The following is a 16973-nucleotide window of genomic DNA, read 5'->3' on the forward strand; positions in this document are numbered from 1 at the left end:
ATAAAAAGGGCGACCGACCGGTCGCCGCTACTTATTTAATTCTGTATTCCGCAGAGCGCGCATGGGCGGTCAGGCTTTCGCCCCGCGCCAATATCGATGCGGTTTTACCCAGCGTATCGGCACCGACTTGGGAACAGTTGATTAAACTGGAGCGTTTTTGGAAATCGTAAACACCCAACGGTGAAGAAAAACGTGCGGTGCTGGAGGTCGGTAACACATGGTTAGGCCCTGCACAGTAATCGCCTAAAGCTTCAGCGGTATAGCGGCCCATAAAAATGGCTCCCGCGTGGCGAATGTTTTCACATAAGGCTTCCGGGTCTTCAACGGAGAGTTCCAGATGTTCAGGCGCAATAATATTGGCCACATCAACGGCGGCATTTAAGTCGCTAACTTTGATCAGTGCGCCGCGTGTCGTTAGCGATGCCCTAATAATCCCGGCGCGTTCCATGGTCGGCAATAGTTTGTTGATGCTTAGCTCAACAGCGTCCAGAAAAGCTATGTCAGTACTGATCAATATGGACTGAGCATTTTCGTCATGTTCCGCCTGTGAAAACAGATCCATCGCAATCCAGTCGGGATTGGTTTTGCCGTCGCAGATAATCAGTATTTCCGAAGGCCCTGCAATCATGTCGATGCCGACTTGCCCGAATACCAGTTTTTTCGCGGTAGCGACATAGATATTGCCGGGTCCGACAATTTTTGCCACAGCAGGAATGGTTTCGGTGCCGTAAGCCAGCGCGGCAACCGCCTGCGCCCCACCTATGGTAAATACGCGGTCTACACCGGCCAGATAAGCGGCGGCCAGCACCAGTTGATTGGTTTCGCCGCTAGGCGCGGGCACGACCATGATTAATTCGCTGACACCCGCGACTTTAGCGGGTATTGCGTTCATCAACACCGAAGACGGGTAGGCGGCTTTACCGCCCGGTACGTAAAGGCCGACGCGATCCAATGGGGTGATTTTTTGCCCGAGTACGGTGCCGTCAGCCTCGGTGTATTGCCACGATTCCATTTTCTGGTGTTCGGCATAAGCGCGAATACGGTCTGCGGCGGTTTGCAGTGCCTGGGCTTGCTCAGCGGGTAAGTCATGCCAGGCCGATTTCAGGGTTTCCGGCGATAATTCCAGTTCGGAGGCTTCTGTGACCGCGCGATGATCAAAGCGGTTGGTGTACTCAATAACCGCTTTGTCGCCGTTGTTGCGGACATCGGCAATGATAGCCAGAACGCGCTGATGAATTTCCAGATCGTCGGCATCATCAAAGGCCAGCAAATTTTGTAATTGCCGGTTGAAATCGGCTGATGAGGCATCGAGTTTTAGAAGAGTTATATCAGACATGGGCTAATGATGATGGTTTGGTGAGTTTAAATAAAAAAACCGCATTGTAACCACGTTCTGGTTGAGTGTAGTGTTAAGCATTTGACTCGTCCAAAGTCGGTGGGTAATCAAGGGCTACTTTCACCACTAGTGCGACATTGTTTTTTGTGATGTTCTTTTTTTTGCAATAACTAGAATTTAGCCAGTCAGTAAGAAGTTTTGCGCCCTTGCTTGCGTTGCACGACGTACAGCATCTTGCAATATTTTCAAGGGAAATTATTCTTGCATCGTTGACAATATGTTCCCATGTTGGTTTTGATTTTCGTGATTCGTTTGATAGTACAAATTCAATTCCACAGTAGACACAATGCGCATCTCTTTCAATTACGTCACGTTCTAGGAAATCAGGAATGTTCCATCTATTCATTAAATGTTGCCTCGTTTTTTATGCCTAATGTAATGTCACTTCGGGTAACTTCTTTTCGCCAGCGTCTTTTCAAACTGATCGAGCAAGGATTGAATCGCCTGATGCTTCATTTTCATCGCCGCTTTGTTGACCACCAGCCTGGAGCTGATATGCATAATCAGGTCTCGCGGCTCCAGGTCATTGGCTTTTAGGGTGTTGCCGGTATCGACCAGGTCGACAATGCAATCGGCAAGACCGACCAGCGGCGCCAGTTCCATTGATCCGTACAGTTTAATGATTTCAGCCTGTATACCCAGGCTGGCAAAATAACGCTGGGTTATTTTGACGTATTTGGTCGCAACGCGAACGCGGCCGGCAATCGGCGGCGCGTCTTTATGCGCTGCGGTCATTAACCGGCAACAGGCGATGTTCAAGTCCAGCGGTTCATACAGGCTTTCTGCGCCATGCTCCAGCAGGATGTCTTTTCCGGCAATGCCCATGTCGGCGGCACCATATTCAACAAAGGTAGGCACGTCGGTGGCGCGGATGATGACCAGCTGTACGTCATCCCGGGTGGTGCGTAAAATCAGTTTACGGCAGGTAAGCGGGTCGTCAATCGGCGTAATGCCGGCTTCTGCCAATAACGGCAGGGCATCTTCATAAATCCGGCCTTTGGATACGGCTATGGTTATCATAATAATAAAACCTTATCTTGGGACGCGGCGTATGGTTGCACCGAGTTGGGATAGTTTTTCTTCGATGTGATCATAGCCCCGGTCGATATGATAAATACGATCGACCAAGGTATCGCCTTCGGCCACCAGAGCGGCAATAACAAGGCTGGCCGAAGCCCTTAAATCGGTCGCCATAACCGGTGCGCCGGTTAATTTTTTAACGCCGGTGACGATGGCGGTATTGGATTCCAGCCTAATGTCGGCACCCATGCGCTGCAATTCCTGAACATGCATGAAGCGATTTTCAAAAACCGTTTCAGTGATAATGCCCACGCCGTCGGCAATAGCATTCATGGCGGTGAACTGTGCCTGCATATCGGTCGGAAAAGCCGGATAAGGCGAAGTACGCACCGAAACGGCTTTGGGTTTTTTGCCGTGCATATCCAGTTTGATCCAGTCTTTACCGGTGCTGATGTCAGCGCCGGCTTCAACCAGTTTTTCCAGAACAGCGTCCAGAATATCCGGACGGGTATTTTTCAGTTTGATACTGCCGCCGGTAATGGCGGCGGCAATCAAATAGGTGCCGGTTTCGATCCGGTCGGGAAGAATGTCGTAGTGAATGCTGTCAACACCCAGTTTTTCCACGCCTTCAATAACCAGTACATCGGTGCCGATGCCGGTTATTTTGGCACCCATTTTGTTAAGAAAGTGAGCCAGGTCGGTGACTTCAGGTTCCTTGGCGGCATTTTCAATAATCGTAGTGCCTTCGGCCAAGGTGGCTGCCATCAGCAGATTCTCGGTGCCGGTAACGGTGATTTGTTCCAGAACCAGGCGGCAGCCTTGAAGTCGGCTTGCTTTGGCATGGATAAAACCGTTTTCGACGGTAATGTCAGCGCCCATCTTTATCAGACCGTTAAGGTGAATGTCGACAGGACGTGAGCCGATAGCGCAGCCGCCGGGCAATGACACATGGGCTTCGCCGAATCGGGCCACTAAAGGGCCTAATACCAGTATTGAGGCACGCATGGTTCTGACCAGTTCGTAAGGCGCGACAAAGCTGTTGATGGTGCTGGAATCGACTTCGATATTCATTTTCTCGTCGACAGTGAGATCAAGACCCATGCGCCCCAGTAATTCCATGGTGGTGGTGATGTCATGGAGATGCGGTATGTTGCCGACGCTAACCGGAGCTTCCGACAGTAAGGTGGCAGCCAGAATCGGTAAAGCGGCATTTTTGGCGCCGGAGATGCGTAATTCTCCAGAGAGTCGTGCGCCGCCGGTAATAATGAGTTTGTCCATGAGTTAAAGGATGTGAGATTAAGGGTTAAAAGGCTAAAGGCGAAAGGCGAAAAAAGCTAAGTATTGATATCTAAGCTTTCGTCTTGAATTTTTTCCTTTGAACCTTCATTAAAATGGCTAGATTGATCAAAGCCGCTGAGTTTGGCAAGGTTGAGCAATTGTTCGGGAATGTTTTTGAATATTATATGCGTTCTATTGTGCTGGGAATATCTTATCCATTCAATCATTAGCGCCAATCCGGCACTGTCTGTAGAGGAGACGCCCCCCAGATCCAGGGTGATTTCTTTTGCCGACTTTAGGAAAGAAAATGATTTTAGGGTCTGTTTGTCGATGGTAGCAAAAGTTAAATCACCATCAATAATAAAGTTTCCAGGCCCCTCTTTAGTGATATTCAATTGGCTCATTTTTTTTCTGAGGCTGATTTAAATAGAAATTGACCGATCGCTTTTTCCAAAATAATGGCGGATTGGGTGATTTCAATGTTGCCACCATCTTTTAAGAGCTCATCCGAACCGCCCGCTTCCAGGTTGACGTATTGTTCGCCTAACAGACCGGCGGTAAACACGCTGGCGGTGGTGTCTTCGGGCAGGGTATTGTATTGCGCATCAATATTCAACTGCACAACGGATTGATAGGTTGTGGTATCGAAGCTAATAGCGCTGACCCGGCCGATTTTAACGCCAGCCGATGAAACCGGCGATTTAACCTTCAAACCGCCGGAGTTCTCAAAACGAGCCGTAATCGTATAACCATCATGCTCGGTAAAAGAGCCTAGGTTACTGACTTGCATCGCAAGAAAAAACAAGCCGACTATGCCTGACGCGACAAAGAGTCCGACAAGTGTGTCCTGAGTACGGGTATGTTGCATGTTAATTATCTCCAAACATGAGTGCGGTCAAAATAAAATCAAGACCTAAAATACTAAAAGCTGAATTAACGACGGTACGGGTGGTGGCTCGACTGACCCCTTCAGATGTAGGGATGGCGTCATAACCTTCAAACAGTGCTATCCATGAAGCGACAAAGCCAAACACGATGCTTTTGATAACGCCATTGATAATGTCATCTTGAAAATCCAGTTTGGTTTGCATTTGCGCCCAGTAAGCGCCTTCATCAACGCCTAATAAGCCTGAGCCAACCATTTGTCCGCCAATAATACCGACAGCGCTAAAGAGAGCTGCAAGTAACGGCATGGACAAGAATCCGGCCAAAAAGCGCGGAGTAATAATGCGTTTAATGGGGTCGACGGCCATCATTTCCATACCCGATAGCTGTTCTGTCGCTTTCATCAGACCAATTTCCGCCGTTAACGCAGAACCGGCCCGGCCTGCGAATAACAGCGCCGCAACCACGGGACCGAGTTCCCTGACTAAGGAGGCTGCAACCATGACCCCTAGCGTTTCTTCTGCGCCAAAATCAGAGAGTATGTAATAGCCTTGCAGACCCAGAACCATACCGACAAATAACCCTGAAATAGTGATAATCAGAAAAGAGAGTACGCCGACTGAATACATCTGGTTAAGCAGCAGTCTGGGGCGAGTCAACACACTGAGTATGCCGGAAAGAGTTTGTAGCAGGAAAAATGTGCCGCGCCCAAGTTTGGTAAAGCTGGTGCGGGTGTTTTCGCCCAAATGCTGTAGAAATTCAATCATTTTAAAGTAAGGTGCAAGATGCAAGGTAAAAGGTGCAAGGTAAAAATTGAATCTTAATAACGTTTTCCAGTCGACAATAAGTCATCGATATAATCTTTTGCCGGATAATGAAAATGCGCCGGACCATCGGCAGCGCCGGTCATGAATTGCTGCACCCAGTCCGATTCGGATTGTTGAATTTCCTTAGGGCTGCCTTGCCCGACAATTTTACCTTCTGAGATCACATAAATATAATCGGCTATAGCCGCTGTTTCATGAACATCATGAGAGACAACGATACTGGTCAGTCCCAAAATAGTATTCAACGATTTGATCAGATGAACCAATGCCCCTTTGGAAATCGGATCCTGGCCGGTAAAAGGTTCATCGTACATGATCATCATCGGATCCAGTGCAATGGCCCTGGCCAACGCAATACGCCTGGCCATGCCGCCGGAAAGTTCGTTAGGCATTAAGTTACGCGCCCCTCTCAAACCGACTGCCTGCAATTTCATCAGCACCAAGGTGCGAATCATCGACTCGGGAAGGTGGGTATGTTCGCGTAACGGAAAAGCCACATTATCAAAGACATTCATGTCGGTTAATAACGCGCCGCTTTGGAATAACATGCCCATGCGCTTACGCAGATTGTACAGCTCGGAACGGCGTAGGCGGTGGACATTGTTACCATCGACGCTAACCGTGCCTTGCGCAGGAAACAGCTGTCCGCCGATCAGTTTTAACAGCGTCGTTTTGCCGGTGCCGCTAGGTCCCATGATGGCAGTAATTTTGCCGCGCTCAAATTCCAGCGAAATATCGTCAAATATTTTCTTGTTGCCGCGAGAAAACGACAAGTTTTTAACAGAGACCAGACTGCTTTGCGGGGAAACGCTGTTATCCATGCGTAGTTAACGTTAATGTGGAAATTAAGCGGACTATTTTCTATGACTACTCCCTGTTAAGTCAATCTATTGTGCAGTTAGTCTGCATTGTAGGGGCGACCGGTCGGTCGGCCATTACGTAAATGTTGAGTTTGCTTGGGCTTTGGATGTATGAGCACCATCTTTGTCAGAATTGTCGGTATATTTGCTGTAGCAGCGATCATCGACAGCCATTATCAATATAGACAGTGATGTAAATCTAAAATATTTCGTGTATCCTTTTTTAGTAACCAAGCTGCCCATGAGGTCATGAAGTTGCTAAGTGCTTCTCTATACAGTTATCGGCTTATTTATCTGATAGAAGACAATAAAATCCTATTGTCGCCGTTATTCATGGAAAGAGATGATTGATAATATCTTGGACCGTTTAGTCTCATAGAACTGCAATATTATTGTGAAAAAACTTACCCAAAGCTATCTAGTCGGCATCGACCTGGGCACAACACATACCGTTGTTGCTTACGCTAAAGCCGATAATAAAAGTCAAGAAATACAAATCTTCCAAATTGAACAATTGGTCGCTCCCGGCCAAGTTGCCGCAAGGCCGTTATTGCCGTCGGTGCGCTATCATCCGGCAAACGGCGAATTGTCCGAGGACGACTTGTCGTTTCCCGGCGGTGCGTCGGACTCCGAGCAAACCGCTGTGATTGGCGAGGCCGCACGCCTTTTGGGTGCTAAAAGCAAGGGACGTTTTGTCACCAGCGCTAAAAGCTGGTTATCGCATCCGTCGGTGGATCACGCTGCTGACATTCTGCCGTGGGGCAGCAGCGATGACGTCGCTAAGGTTTCGCCTATCATTGCCAGTGCCAGCTATTTGGCTCATATTCGCACCGTCTGGGGACATCAATTTCCCGATGCACCGCTGGAAAAACAGGATATTGTGATTACCGTCCCGGCTTCGTTCGATGAGGCGGCGCGATCTTTGACGCTTGAAGCGGCACGGCTTGCAGGTTTGCATAATATCCGGCTGCTGGAAGAACCCCAGGCGGTTTGTTATGACTGGTTAAGACGCCATAGCCATACCGCAACCCTTAAACAGGCGCTGGCGAATGTGCATTTATTACTAGTGTGCGATGTCGGCGGTGGCACTACCGATTTGACGCTGATTAAAGTAGAGCAGGGCGAGCTGGAACCTAAATTAACTCGCATTGGGGTCGGCGACCATTTGATGCTGGGCGGCGACAATATCGATCTGGCTTTGGCGCATCTTGTTGAAAGCCGCCTGGGTAGCCGTGAAAAACGCCTGTCTGCAGCGGATTTGTCGCAACTGATCGAACAATGCCGGATTGCCAAAGAGCACCTGTTGGCAGGCGATGCGCCGGAGCAAATCAATGTCACCTTGCTGGGCGGAGGTTCTAAACTGATAGGCAGCTCCCGTTCTGTTCCTCTGTCTAAGGATGAAGTCAGGGAAATTGCGCTGGACGGTTTTTTCCCCTTGTCGGGTCTTGATGAATTGCCGGACAGAAAACGTAGCGGCGTGGTCGAGTTTGGCTTGCCGTATGCAGCAGAACCGGCGGTCAGCAAACATATCGCCGCGTTTTTAAAGCTGCACAGCGGCGCATCCCGCGAGGCCTTCGCCGCGCCGGTTCCTGACCAGCCTGCGGCATACACGCCATCCCTGGCGATAACAGGGGAGGACAGCGTGCCGGATGGACTGTTGCTTAACGGCGGCGTATTTCGCAGTCAGCCGATTACTCAGCGCATGGTCGATTTAATCGGGTCGTGGCGTTCCAGTCCGCCGGTATTGCTGGAAAACAAGTATCCTGAATTGTCGGTGGCTTTTGGCGCCGTCAGTTATGCGCTTGCGCGGCGGGACAAAAAACTTAAGATTGGCGGGGGCGCGGCGCGCAGTTATTTCCTGCTGGTCGATACTGACAATTCCACCCAGCAGCAAGGCATTTGTATCTTGCCTAAAGGCAGTGAAGAAGGCGATGAAATTGTCTTGAAAGACCGGCGTTTTGCTTTGCGCTTAGGCGTGCCAGTGCGTTTTCATCTGGTTTCATTGTCCGGTGATGGCGACTTCAAACCGGGCGATGTGACCGATATTACTGACTTGTTTCATTCCCTGCCACCGCTGGCTGTGGCGTTTGAAGGCGATGACAGCAAGCCGAATACCGAGGTCATTGTCGAACTGGCAGTTACCCAAACTGAAGTGGGTACACTTAAGATTCAATGCATTGCTGTTGAAGAAGACGGTAGCCAGCGTTGGAATGTAGAGTTTCAAATCAGGAAAAAAACAGCCGGTTTGCAAATAGATGCAACTTTACCCGCAAATTTTAACCAAATTGCCGAACGGATACAGGCTGTTTTTGGCGCTAAATCCAGGCAGATTGACCCCAAAGCGGTAAAAAACCTGCGCGCCGATCTGGAAAAACTCATCGGTGTAGCCCGTACCGAATGGACGACGCCGTTGCTAAGAGCCATGTTCACGGTCTTGCTGGAGGGAGGGAAATACCAACGTCGCTCCGAAAATCATGAACGCGTCTGGCTGAGTCTGGCCGGTTTTTGTTTGCGTCCCGGATTCGGTTATCCGCTGGATGACTGGCGCGTCGAGCAGCTGTGGAAAAACTATCCGCAAGGCATCCAGTTTGTTAACGAAACCCAAAACTGGACGGAATGGTGGACGCTGTGGCGACGGATTGCGGGCGGCCTGGATGCGGCGGCGCAGGAACGGATTTTTACCGATATTGCAAAATTTTTGAACCCATCAGCGGCAAGACAACCCGGCGTTATCAAGCAAATAAAGAATCGCGGTTACGACGATATGGTCAGGCTGGCGGCGGTTTTGGAGCGTCTTCCGGTTGCCAAGAAAATACAACTGGGCGAATGGCTGTTAAAGCGTCTGAAAAAATCCAGCGAACCCAACCAGACCTGGTGGGCCGTGGGACGCATTGGGGCAAGAATGCCGTTTCACGGCAGCAGTCATAATGTGATTCCTGCCGACACCGTTTGTCTGTGGCTCACGCAGATATTGGCGGCAGACTGGAAGAAAATTCCGCAGGCGGGTTTTGCTGCTACACTCATTGCGCGTATGAGCGGCGACAGGGCGCGCGATATTGACGAACCTATGCGCCTGCAAATCATCGAAAAACTAAAGTTGAGTAAAGCGCCTGTATCCTGGATAGACATGGTCGAGCAATTGAAAGAGCTGGATGAAAAGGAAGAAAAACAGATCTTTGGCGAAGCATTGCCGCCGGGATTAAAGCTTATCAATGAAGCGTAGCATTTAAAGAAGGTCACAATGAAGTTAGTCACTATCGTCATTATCGTAGGGTTTATCCTGCTGTATTTTATAGATTCGGCCTTTAAACTTAATCCATTTAATGTGGAAATGTTAATTCATAGTGGTCTGAGGTTTCTTACCGGCTGTTTGGTTTTCGGCATCGGGGTTTTTTATGCCCATCAAATCAAACTCAAATATGCAGTGGGTCTGGTATTGCTACTTGCTTTGGCTGATGACATTTGGGATTACACCAGAGATGTCAACAGCTTTAGCTTTGAAGTCTTGTTACATAGCATATATATGTTGGCATGGGGAGCCTTGACAGGTTATTTGCTGATGAAGCAATTGACGAATGAGGGGCGTAGCCCAGAATCCTGAGTCCTTCGACTTTGCTCTCAGGAGAGTGTTGTCGAACGGCGTGGCGCGAGATGGCGTTTTCGAGTGTTACCCCGGAAACGCCTGTTTCCGTCGATTCGGCTATCGGCTATCACGACCGGCAGAAACAAAAAAACTCGATAGTGTTTGTTGCAGGCACGGCTTTTTCGTCAATGTCCGTGTCCGACGACAAAGAATCCGCTTAGAAGTCAAAAGTCTCAACTTCTGCAATTAAAAACAAGGGTGCGCCGCCGCTTGAAATTTCCACGGCATGGTTGGCGGTTTCCTGGCCGCCTTCCGAATTTAAACAGGCTTCAAGGTCTGTCATGGAGGGAAAATAAACTTCGGCAATACGATGAAACGGCGACAGCTCATTATTGATGTTTGCCGTAATCAATGAGGCGATAAACCGGGTTTTTCCGGCCAGCTTTTCTACTGCCATCGGCACATGTTCGTTGGCATAACGCTGTTCAAAAAGCTGCACGTCTGTTGATGTTGGATACATGACAATCAATTTTGCTTGTTTCATAGTCTTTTCATATCGGTTATTAGCAGGAGTGCTTATCTAAAGCTTATTTGTAAGGTTTGTAAAATACCGGTTTTCTATGAAACAATAGGCTTTGCCTATTAATAAGGGGTTCTTATGGAAATGCATCAAATTCGCTACTTCCTGGCTGTTTGCGATAAAGGGGCGTTTACGCGCGCGGCGCAATTCGTCTATGTATCCCAGCCTTCTTTGACCCAAGCGATTAAGAAACTTGAAAATGAACTGGGTGGTGAGTTGTTTAAGCGGGGCAGGGCGGGCTGTCAGCTAACTTCATTAGGCCGCTTGGTTGAGCCCAATCTTAGGCAGATATTTCGGGAAACGCAGGCGGTCAAAGCTGAGGCGGTACGTTTTACCCGATTAAATACCGTGCCCTTGCGGATTGGTTTGATGGCAACCATAGGCGGACAGCGTTTGAGTCCGTTCTTGGCAGATTACCAGCAGGATTGCCCACATATTGAAATGGAATTGATTGTCGATAGTGAAAGCAGTTTGCTAAAACAACTCGACGAAGACCAGCTTGATCTGGTCATCAGTGCGCCAACAACATCCTTGGGAGCATCTTATCAACTGTCGTTGTTGTATGAAGAGCGTTATGTGGTAGTTTTCAGTCGGAAGCATCGCTTTAATCAGTTTGAACGGATCGATCTGAAAGCTATACAGGCAGAACCCTATCTGGATCGACTCAATTGTGAATTGCGCGAAAAGCTAAAAAGCGTTTGCCAGGATCAGGGAATCAACTTGTATGCGGCTTACCGCAGTAATAACGAAGAATGGATATTGAATATGGTACGCGCTGGCATTGGCATTGCGCTGATGCCTGAATTTACGCTGCAATTAGATGACCATAAGGTAAAATATCGTCATCTGACCGGGCCTGAAATTAGTCGTAAGATCTACGCGATTTACAGGCAGCCGACATCGACAAAACCTGAGCTGCAGGTATTGATCTCAAAATTGGGTCTAGGGGTTTAGTCGTCGGCGTGACTAACAGCTGATTGAAGAACGGCAATGGTTGGTTGAGTTATGCCGGTCATGAGCTCAACTCCCAAGCAATGCAAGCATTTCGTCCCGACTAATGACCTCTTTCTCTTGTAACAACTCGGCCAGTTTTTCCAATGCCGACCTGTTGGCAATGATGATTTCACGCGCACGTGTTTCAGCTTCTTCAACCAGGGCTATTATTTCCGTATCGATAAGGCGGGCGGTCACATCGGAGTAATTACGATACTCTGTAACTTCTGTTTCCAAAAACTGAAGCTGTTGGCGTTTGCCGTAGGTCAATGGCCCCATTTTTTTGCTCATGCCCAGATTACAAACCATGTTGCGGACAATCTCACTGGCCTTTTCCAAGTCATTCTGGGCGCCGGTTGAGATACTGCCCAAAACAATTTCCTCGGCCATGCGTCCACCCAGCAATATGGCTATTTGATCTTTCAGTTCATCTTCGGTCGATAAGAACTTTTCTTCTACAGGTAATTGCAAAGTGAAACCTAATCCCGCCACGCCTCGGGGAATAATGGAGATTTTGTGCACCGGCTGTCCGGTTGGGACATGTTCGGCAACCATTGCGTGTCCTGCTTCATGAAAAGCCACTCTGCGTTTTTCATTGGGGTTCAAAACCCGATTTTTCTTTTCCGGTCCGGCCAATATTCTATCGATAGCCGACTCGAAGTCTTCTTTTTCGACTTGATTGTGATTGACCCGTATCGCCATTATCGCGGCTTCATTGGCTATGTTGGCAAGGTCTGCACCGACCAGTCCCGGCGTACGCCTGGCAATGATCGACAGATCGATATTTTCAGCCAGCGTCAGTGCTTTGGTATGCAATTTAAGAATCTCAATACGGTCTTGCAAATCCGGTTTATCGACAACAATTTGGCGGTCGAAACGTCCAGAGCGCAACAGCGCTTTATCCAGCACTTCAGGGCGATTAGTTGCTGCCATAACCACTACGCCGACCGAGGTATCGAAACCGTCCATTTCGGTCAGCAGCTGGTTCAAAGTCTGTTCGCGCTCGTCATGCCCTCCGATCATCACCGGGCCGCCACGGCTACGACCAATGGCGTCAAGCTCATCAATAAAGATGATACAGGGCGCTTGGTTCCGCGCCTGCACAAAAAGCTCACGCACGCGGGCTGCGCCAACGCCGACAAATAGCTCAATAAATTCTGATCCGCTGATGTTAAAAAAGGGTACCTGCGCTTCGCCGGACACCGCGCGCGCCAGCAGCGTTTTTCCGGTTCCGGGCGGTCCAACCAGCAACACGCCTTTGGGCATGCGTCCGCCTAATCGCTGGAATTTTTCCGGCGTTTTTAGAAAATCGATGGACTCTTTAAGTTCCTGTTTAGCGCTATCGGCACCGGCGACATCGTCAAAGGTGATTTTAGCTTGAGTGTCCTGATGAATGTGAATTTTGTCGCCTAAATTAAGAAAAGACTGTGCACCGCCGGCTGTGGTACGGCGCATGACCCACGACCAAATAAGCACCAGGATTAACATCGGGATAATCCAGTTGAAAAAAAGATTGCTTAACCAGTTCTCGCTGCTTCTGACGACAAAATCAACCTTGTTTACGGCCAACATTTCAGCAAGATCGGTTTGCCACAACGGAATGGTCATAAAGTTTTTGGCAGGCTGCTTGGCGTCATCCGACTTGATAACACCGGTGATAAACCGCTCGGTTACTATCGCTTTATCAATTTTGGCCTCTTTGACCAGATTAATAAATTGACTGTAAGGGATTTCATCGCGTTGTACTTCCTGAGCACTATTCAATAAGGTCAGCAGCACGATGAATAGCAACGCAAAGTAAATAATTTTTCGTTGTCTGGAGCCGGTGGTTTTTTTATCTAAAGGTTTATTCAGTTCCCGCTCCGGTGCCTGTTTGGATAGATAAGCCAAACCCGATAGTAATAATTTTTTCAGATAGACGAATACATTGCCCAGCAAGGTGAGCACAGTCTTAATAATACTGTTCTTTGATTCATCCATAATGGTGATGCCTAACCTTGGTTCTCCGATTTTGAAAATGTTCTACCGATTGATCAAGCATTGAAACAACTTCTTCGCAGCCAATAATATTTCTACTGCTATTAAAAATATAAGCAGCCAGATGGTTGATTGCCGCCCAGTTTGCATCATTATTGACAAAATCAAATGCTACAGTAAACAACTCGTTTAGCTTTTTATCTTTTTGTTGGTTATCGGTAGAGAAGCTGTGTAAATAGTCGTTAGCTAAAGCAAGATCGGAGCTGCCGCCATAATTTTTTAGTGCTTTTAGATTGACTAACTGATGGTTAAATAGCTCGTCATCAGTATCTGCGACATGTTTAGCTTCAGCCAAGGGGCCGATGAGTAGATTAATAATATCCGCCTCAAAGGCTAACATATAATCCTTTACCAATTGCACCGTCGTCTCACTGTGTTCAGTTAATTCGTTGATCAAGCCGTCAATAGAAGAGGGCAATAATTCAATTAATCGGCCGCCTTCGACGCGAGCAATGCAATCATCATGGGTTGTTTGATAAGCCATGATTTCTGTATCTGTGGTGCTGCTCATTTCTTTGAAAATGATTTTAAAAAAAACCGGCGGCAGTTGCCTGGCTTTGTTATTTAAATGAATACCCGCTGCATGCCCAGCCTCATGATAAGCAATGCGTTGTTTATGCGCTATTAATTTATCCTGGTCGAAAGTTTCAACCATTTTATTTCGTTTCATAATAAACACCGTTCCTTTACGTTAAAAAATAGGGTGAAATAAAAAATTACTCAACATCCTGGAACCAGTAGAAGTATTGATTTTTAATTTCCCATTCGGCTTCAAGCCAGTCTTCCATCTCATGCCCGGCAACAAAGCCCCTTTTTTCGGATTTACAGTAAGCGCGCTCGGCAATCATTTTTTGAAACCTATCTTCGTTAATGTCCTCCTTATTTATTTTCCGCCCTACGATTTTGGCCACAATCCACCCCCTTATGCATTTCGAAGGAATGTCCTTCATTGTGCATTTTATGTGCAAAGGGAATGGCTCAACAATTCGTATGAATACGTAGTATATAATTAAGTCTAACATGAAAAATTAGGTGAAATAAATCGTATAAATACCTATACCTCTCTATTTTTAGACGCTCAGGCAGTCATCAATCTGTTTAAATCTGGAAAAGCAGCGCTTACTTTTAAGGGTTAAAAATTAAATAACTCATGCCTTTGCGCAATGGGCGAGCAACCCGACCCGCTTAATTTATTTAGGTTTCATGCCTAATTTTTGAAAAATAGTTGACCAGGGTAAGACAGGAGAACTGTATAAATAACCTTGCCCTTCATCGCAGCCTAAGTTCACTAAGCAATTTTGCTGGTCTTTCGATTCAATCCCCATCGCAATAACCTGTAAATGCAAGCCATGACCTAAAGCTATCACCGCACGGGTAATGGTCTCATTGTTGATGTTAGTCAATACATCGACTATAAATGAACTATTAATTTTCAATTTTTTGATCGGAATACGTTTTAAGTTATTAAACGAAAAACAACCCACGCCAAAATCATCAATGGTCAAATCTATTCCTGCTGCAACCAGCTGATTGAGCGCCTTGATGGTTTGTTCGGAATTATCCATAAAACTGCCGCCGGTAAGTTCCAGTTCAAGATAAGACGGAGCTAGTTTAGTCGACTGTAATGTCTGTTCAACCGTTGCCACAAAATCGGAGCGTGCAAACTGCACTGCAGATACATTAACGGCCATTTTATTGATGTTCAAGCCCTCATCCAACCAGCGGCGCATCTGCATGCAAGCGTTTTGCAATACCCATTCACCCAATGCCACAATAAACCCGCTTTCCTCGGCTAGGGGTATAAATTGTCTGGGTGACATCAATCCCAGTGTTGGATGCATCCAACGCACCAAGGATTCAACTCCCACCAGTTTACCGGTTTTAAGGCAGACTTGTGGTTGGTAATATAAAATTAATTCATGTCGCTCTAGCGACTGACGTAACGCCGATTCCATCGATATTTTTTCGGAAGCCTCGGTGGTTAACTCCTGGCTATAATATTGAAAGTTATTACGTCCTTCTTTTTTGGCACGGTACATAGCGGCATCGGCATTCTTAATTAACGTATCTGTATCCTTGCCGTTCTGTGGAAACAGGCTTATGCCGACACTGGTCGATATTTTCAATCGATAGCCTTTAATATAGGCTGGAGTATTAAAGGTATCTATCAGCTTTTGTGCGAGTTTTGCCGGACTTTTAGCGTCGGGAATATTTTCCATAAACACCACAAACTCATCACCGGCGTAGCGTGAAACGGTGTCTTCTTTTCTGACCAAGTTTTTTATGCGTTTTGCGGTTTCCCTTAGTAAACCATCACCGACAGCATGCCCGTAAGTATCATTAATGCCCTTAAAACGATCAATGTCGAGGAATAATACCGCAGCTTGCGAACCTTCCCGCAGTGCGTTTTGTAATGAGTGGTCAATACGATCTTTCAATAACAGTCGGTTTGGCAATTTAGTCAATGGATCATGATAGGCCAAAAAACCCAGATGATCCTGAGTCTTCTTAAAATGGGTTATGTCCATAAATACATGGACATAATGAGTTGCATCGCCGCTTGAATTCTTTACCTCGCTAACGGTGGTCCATGATGGGAAATCCATGCTGATTTTATGACGACGCCATATCTCACCCTGCCAGCTATTTACCCCCTCTGTACCCTTGTTTAATTCATCATCAATTTTTAGGTTGTTTTTCTTTGAGTGTAAAAAATGAGCGCTTTTCCCGTAAACATCCTGCTGGGTAAAACCGGTTATTGCAGTAAATGCCTCATTAACCGAAATTATCTTTTTGTCTTTATCGGTAACAAATATACCTTCCCCTATATTATTAAAAATGACCGATGCCATGGTCAGCTTGCCTTCAGACTGCTTTTGCCGGGTAATATCGGTTAATGTCATTAATACCTGATGAGGCTGGTGTTCGCCCACCCTGAATTCAGGTACTGAATGAACGGCAACCCAGAGATAACTTTGCCGCTCAGTATTAAATAGCCCCATAACCACACCTTCCACAGACTTTCCAGTACGTAAGGACAACAGCGATGGCTGTTGTCCTTCGGGGAAATCTGAACCATCTTCCTTGATAACGTTAAAACAGGAATCAATGAACTTACGCCCTATAAGCATGTCGCGAGGCAGACCAAGAAGTTGTTCGGCTGCCTGATTGACGGCCATTACCATACCCGTCGTATCCAGATAAATGACGCTTTGATCAATGTTTTCGAATAGACTGCGATATTTAGCCTCGCTAATTCGTAAGGTATCAATGGCCAGCTTGCTCTTCGTTAATTGCAGTATCATAAAAAAAAACGAAGCCAATAGTCGAAGATCTTCCTTAGGTTTTTCGAGTATTGCATGTCTACTCCTTGGATAATAAAAAATTCAGCATTTGACGGGTAATTTCTAAGGGCGTAGCTTAGATTGCATTTTTCGTAGTCCAGGCGACTGGAGAACACAGGTGCTGGCAGCGAAGACTTCACCAAAGAAGCCTATTACTTTGGCTAAAATAA

17 protein-coding genes are annotated in these 16973 nt (G+C 47.1%); 4 read left to right on the forward strand and 13 right to left on the reverse strand.

The window, feature by feature from the left end:
- Nucleotides 1-31: 31 nt before the first annotated feature.
- The 8 genes from hisD to ABXJ76_RS03645 all read right to left on the reverse strand — a co-directional run bounded on the left by hisD (nucleotide 32) and on the right by ABXJ76_RS03645 (nucleotide 6227).
- The gene (hisD, locus tag ABXJ76_RS03610; protein WP_432744177.1) at nucleotides 32-1336 is read right to left on the reverse strand and encodes a histidinol dehydrogenase; all 1305 of its coding nucleotides are present in this window, start codon (nucleotides 1334-1336) and stop codon (nucleotides 32-34) included.
- Nucleotides 1337-1409: 73 nt separating this feature from the next.
- Nucleotides 1410-1742, reverse strand: a complete 333-nt coding sequence (locus ABXJ76_RS03615; protein WP_432744179.1) for a hypothetical protein — start codon at nucleotides 1740-1742, stop codon at nucleotides 1410-1412.
- A gap of 35 nt (nucleotides 1743-1777) precedes the next feature.
- Nucleotides 1778-2416, reverse strand: a complete 639-nt coding sequence (gene hisG, locus ABXJ76_RS03620) for an ATP phosphoribosyltransferase (RefSeq protein ID WP_432744181.1) — start codon at nucleotides 2414-2416, stop codon at nucleotides 1778-1780.
- Between the two features lie 12 nt (nucleotides 2417-2428).
- Nucleotides 2429-3694 (reverse strand): UDP-N-acetylglucosamine 1-carboxyvinyltransferase, encoded by a 1266-nt coding sequence (murA, locus tag ABXJ76_RS03625; protein ID WP_432744183.1) that lies wholly within the window; start codon nucleotides 3692-3694, stop codon nucleotides 2429-2431.
- Nucleotides 3695-3750: 56 nt separating this feature from the next.
- Nucleotides 3751-4098 (reverse strand): STAS domain-containing protein, encoded by a 348-nt coding sequence (locus tag ABXJ76_RS03630; protein WP_432744185.1) that lies wholly within the window; start codon nucleotides 4096-4098, stop codon nucleotides 3751-3753.
- Nucleotides 4095-4562 carry an outer membrane lipid asymmetry maintenance protein MlaD gene (gene mlaD, locus ABXJ76_RS03635; RefSeq protein ID WP_432744187.1) on the reverse strand — a complete coding sequence of 156 codons (468 nt, stop codon included), beginning with the start codon at nucleotides 4560-4562 and terminating at the stop codon, nucleotides 4095-4097. Before mlaD ends, ABXJ76_RS03630 begins: the two co-directional genes overlap by 4 nt.
- A gap of 1 nt (nucleotide 4563) precedes the next feature.
- Entirely contained in the window at nucleotides 4564-5346 is a 783-nt protein-coding gene (mlaE, locus tag ABXJ76_RS03640) for a lipid asymmetry maintenance ABC transporter permease subunit MlaE (protein WP_432744189.1), read from the reverse strand.
- Between the two features lie 53 nt (nucleotides 5347-5399).
- Nucleotides 5400-6227 carry an ABC transporter ATP-binding protein gene (locus tag ABXJ76_RS03645; RefSeq protein ID WP_432744191.1) on the reverse strand — a complete coding sequence of 276 codons (828 nt, stop codon included), beginning with the start codon at nucleotides 6225-6227 and terminating at the stop codon, nucleotides 5400-5402.
- A 433-nt stretch (nucleotides 6228-6660) separates the two neighbouring features.
- Between ABXJ76_RS03645 and ABXJ76_RS03650 the strand changes: the two genes are divergently transcribed.
- Genes ABXJ76_RS03650 through ABXJ76_RS03660 form a run of 3 tightly spaced genes read left to right on the forward strand, consistent with a single transcriptional unit; the run spans nucleotide 6661 to nucleotide 10070 of the window.
- Nucleotides 6661-9489, forward strand: coding sequence for an Hsp70 family protein (locus ABXJ76_RS03650; protein WP_432744193.1), 2829 nt, complete (start codon nucleotides 6661-6663; stop codon nucleotides 9487-9489).
- An 18-nt stretch (nucleotides 9490-9507) separates the two neighbouring features.
- Nucleotides 9508-9867, forward strand: a complete 360-nt coding sequence (locus ABXJ76_RS03655; protein WP_432744195.1) for a hypothetical protein — start codon at nucleotides 9508-9510, stop codon at nucleotides 9865-9867.
- A 50-nt stretch (nucleotides 9868-9917) separates the two neighbouring features.
- Nucleotides 9918-10070, forward strand: a complete 153-nt coding sequence (locus ABXJ76_RS03660) for a hypothetical protein (protein WP_432744197.1) — start codon at nucleotides 9918-9920, stop codon at nucleotides 10068-10070.
- Here ABXJ76_RS03660 and ABXJ76_RS03665 read toward each other — a convergent pair.
- Nucleotides 10067-10393, reverse strand: a complete 327-nt coding sequence (locus ABXJ76_RS03665) for an EthD family reductase (protein WP_432744199.1) — start codon at nucleotides 10391-10393, stop codon at nucleotides 10067-10069. The genes ABXJ76_RS03660 and ABXJ76_RS03665 overlap by 4 nt on opposite strands.
- Before the next feature lie 114 nt (nucleotides 10394-10507).
- On the opposite strand from ABXJ76_RS03665, the gene ABXJ76_RS03670 reads away from it, so the two are divergent.
- Nucleotides 10508-11383 (forward strand): LysR family transcriptional regulator, encoded by an 876-nt coding sequence (locus tag ABXJ76_RS03670; protein WP_432744201.1) that lies wholly within the window; start codon nucleotides 10508-10510, stop codon nucleotides 11381-11383.
- A 66-nt stretch (nucleotides 11384-11449) separates the two neighbouring features.
- Here ABXJ76_RS03670 and ftsH read toward each other — a convergent pair whose 3' ends face one another.
- From ftsH to ABXJ76_RS03690, 4 genes are all read right to left on the reverse strand, one after another.
- A complete protein-coding gene (ftsH, locus tag ABXJ76_RS03675; RefSeq protein WP_432744203.1) occupies nucleotides 11450-13402 on the reverse strand; it encodes an ATP-dependent zinc metalloprotease FtsH in 1953 nt (650 codons plus the stop codon).
- A complete protein-coding gene (locus ABXJ76_RS03680; protein WP_432746431.1) occupies nucleotides 13395-14129 on the reverse strand; it encodes a hypothetical protein in 735 nt (244 codons plus the stop codon). Before ABXJ76_RS03680 ends, ftsH begins: the two co-directional genes overlap by 8 nt.
- Nucleotides 14130-14175: 46 nt before the next feature.
- The gene (locus tag ABXJ76_RS03685; RefSeq protein ID WP_432744205.1) at nucleotides 14176-14370 is read right to left on the reverse strand and encodes a DUF2934 domain-containing protein; all 195 of its coding nucleotides are present in this window, start codon (nucleotides 14368-14370) and stop codon (nucleotides 14176-14178) included.
- Nucleotides 14371-14649: 279 nt separating this feature from the next.
- A complete protein-coding gene (locus ABXJ76_RS03690) occupies nucleotides 14650-16764 on the reverse strand; it encodes a sensor domain-containing protein (RefSeq protein WP_432744207.1) in 2115 nt (704 codons plus the stop codon).
- Nucleotides 16765-16973: the final 209 nt, after the last annotated feature.

The sequence above is a fragment of the Methylobacter arcticus genome, from assembly GCF_050917435.1.
Lineage (GTDB): Bacteria > Pseudomonadota > Gammaproteobacteria > Methylococcales > Methylomonadaceae > Methylobacter_A > Methylobacter_A titanis.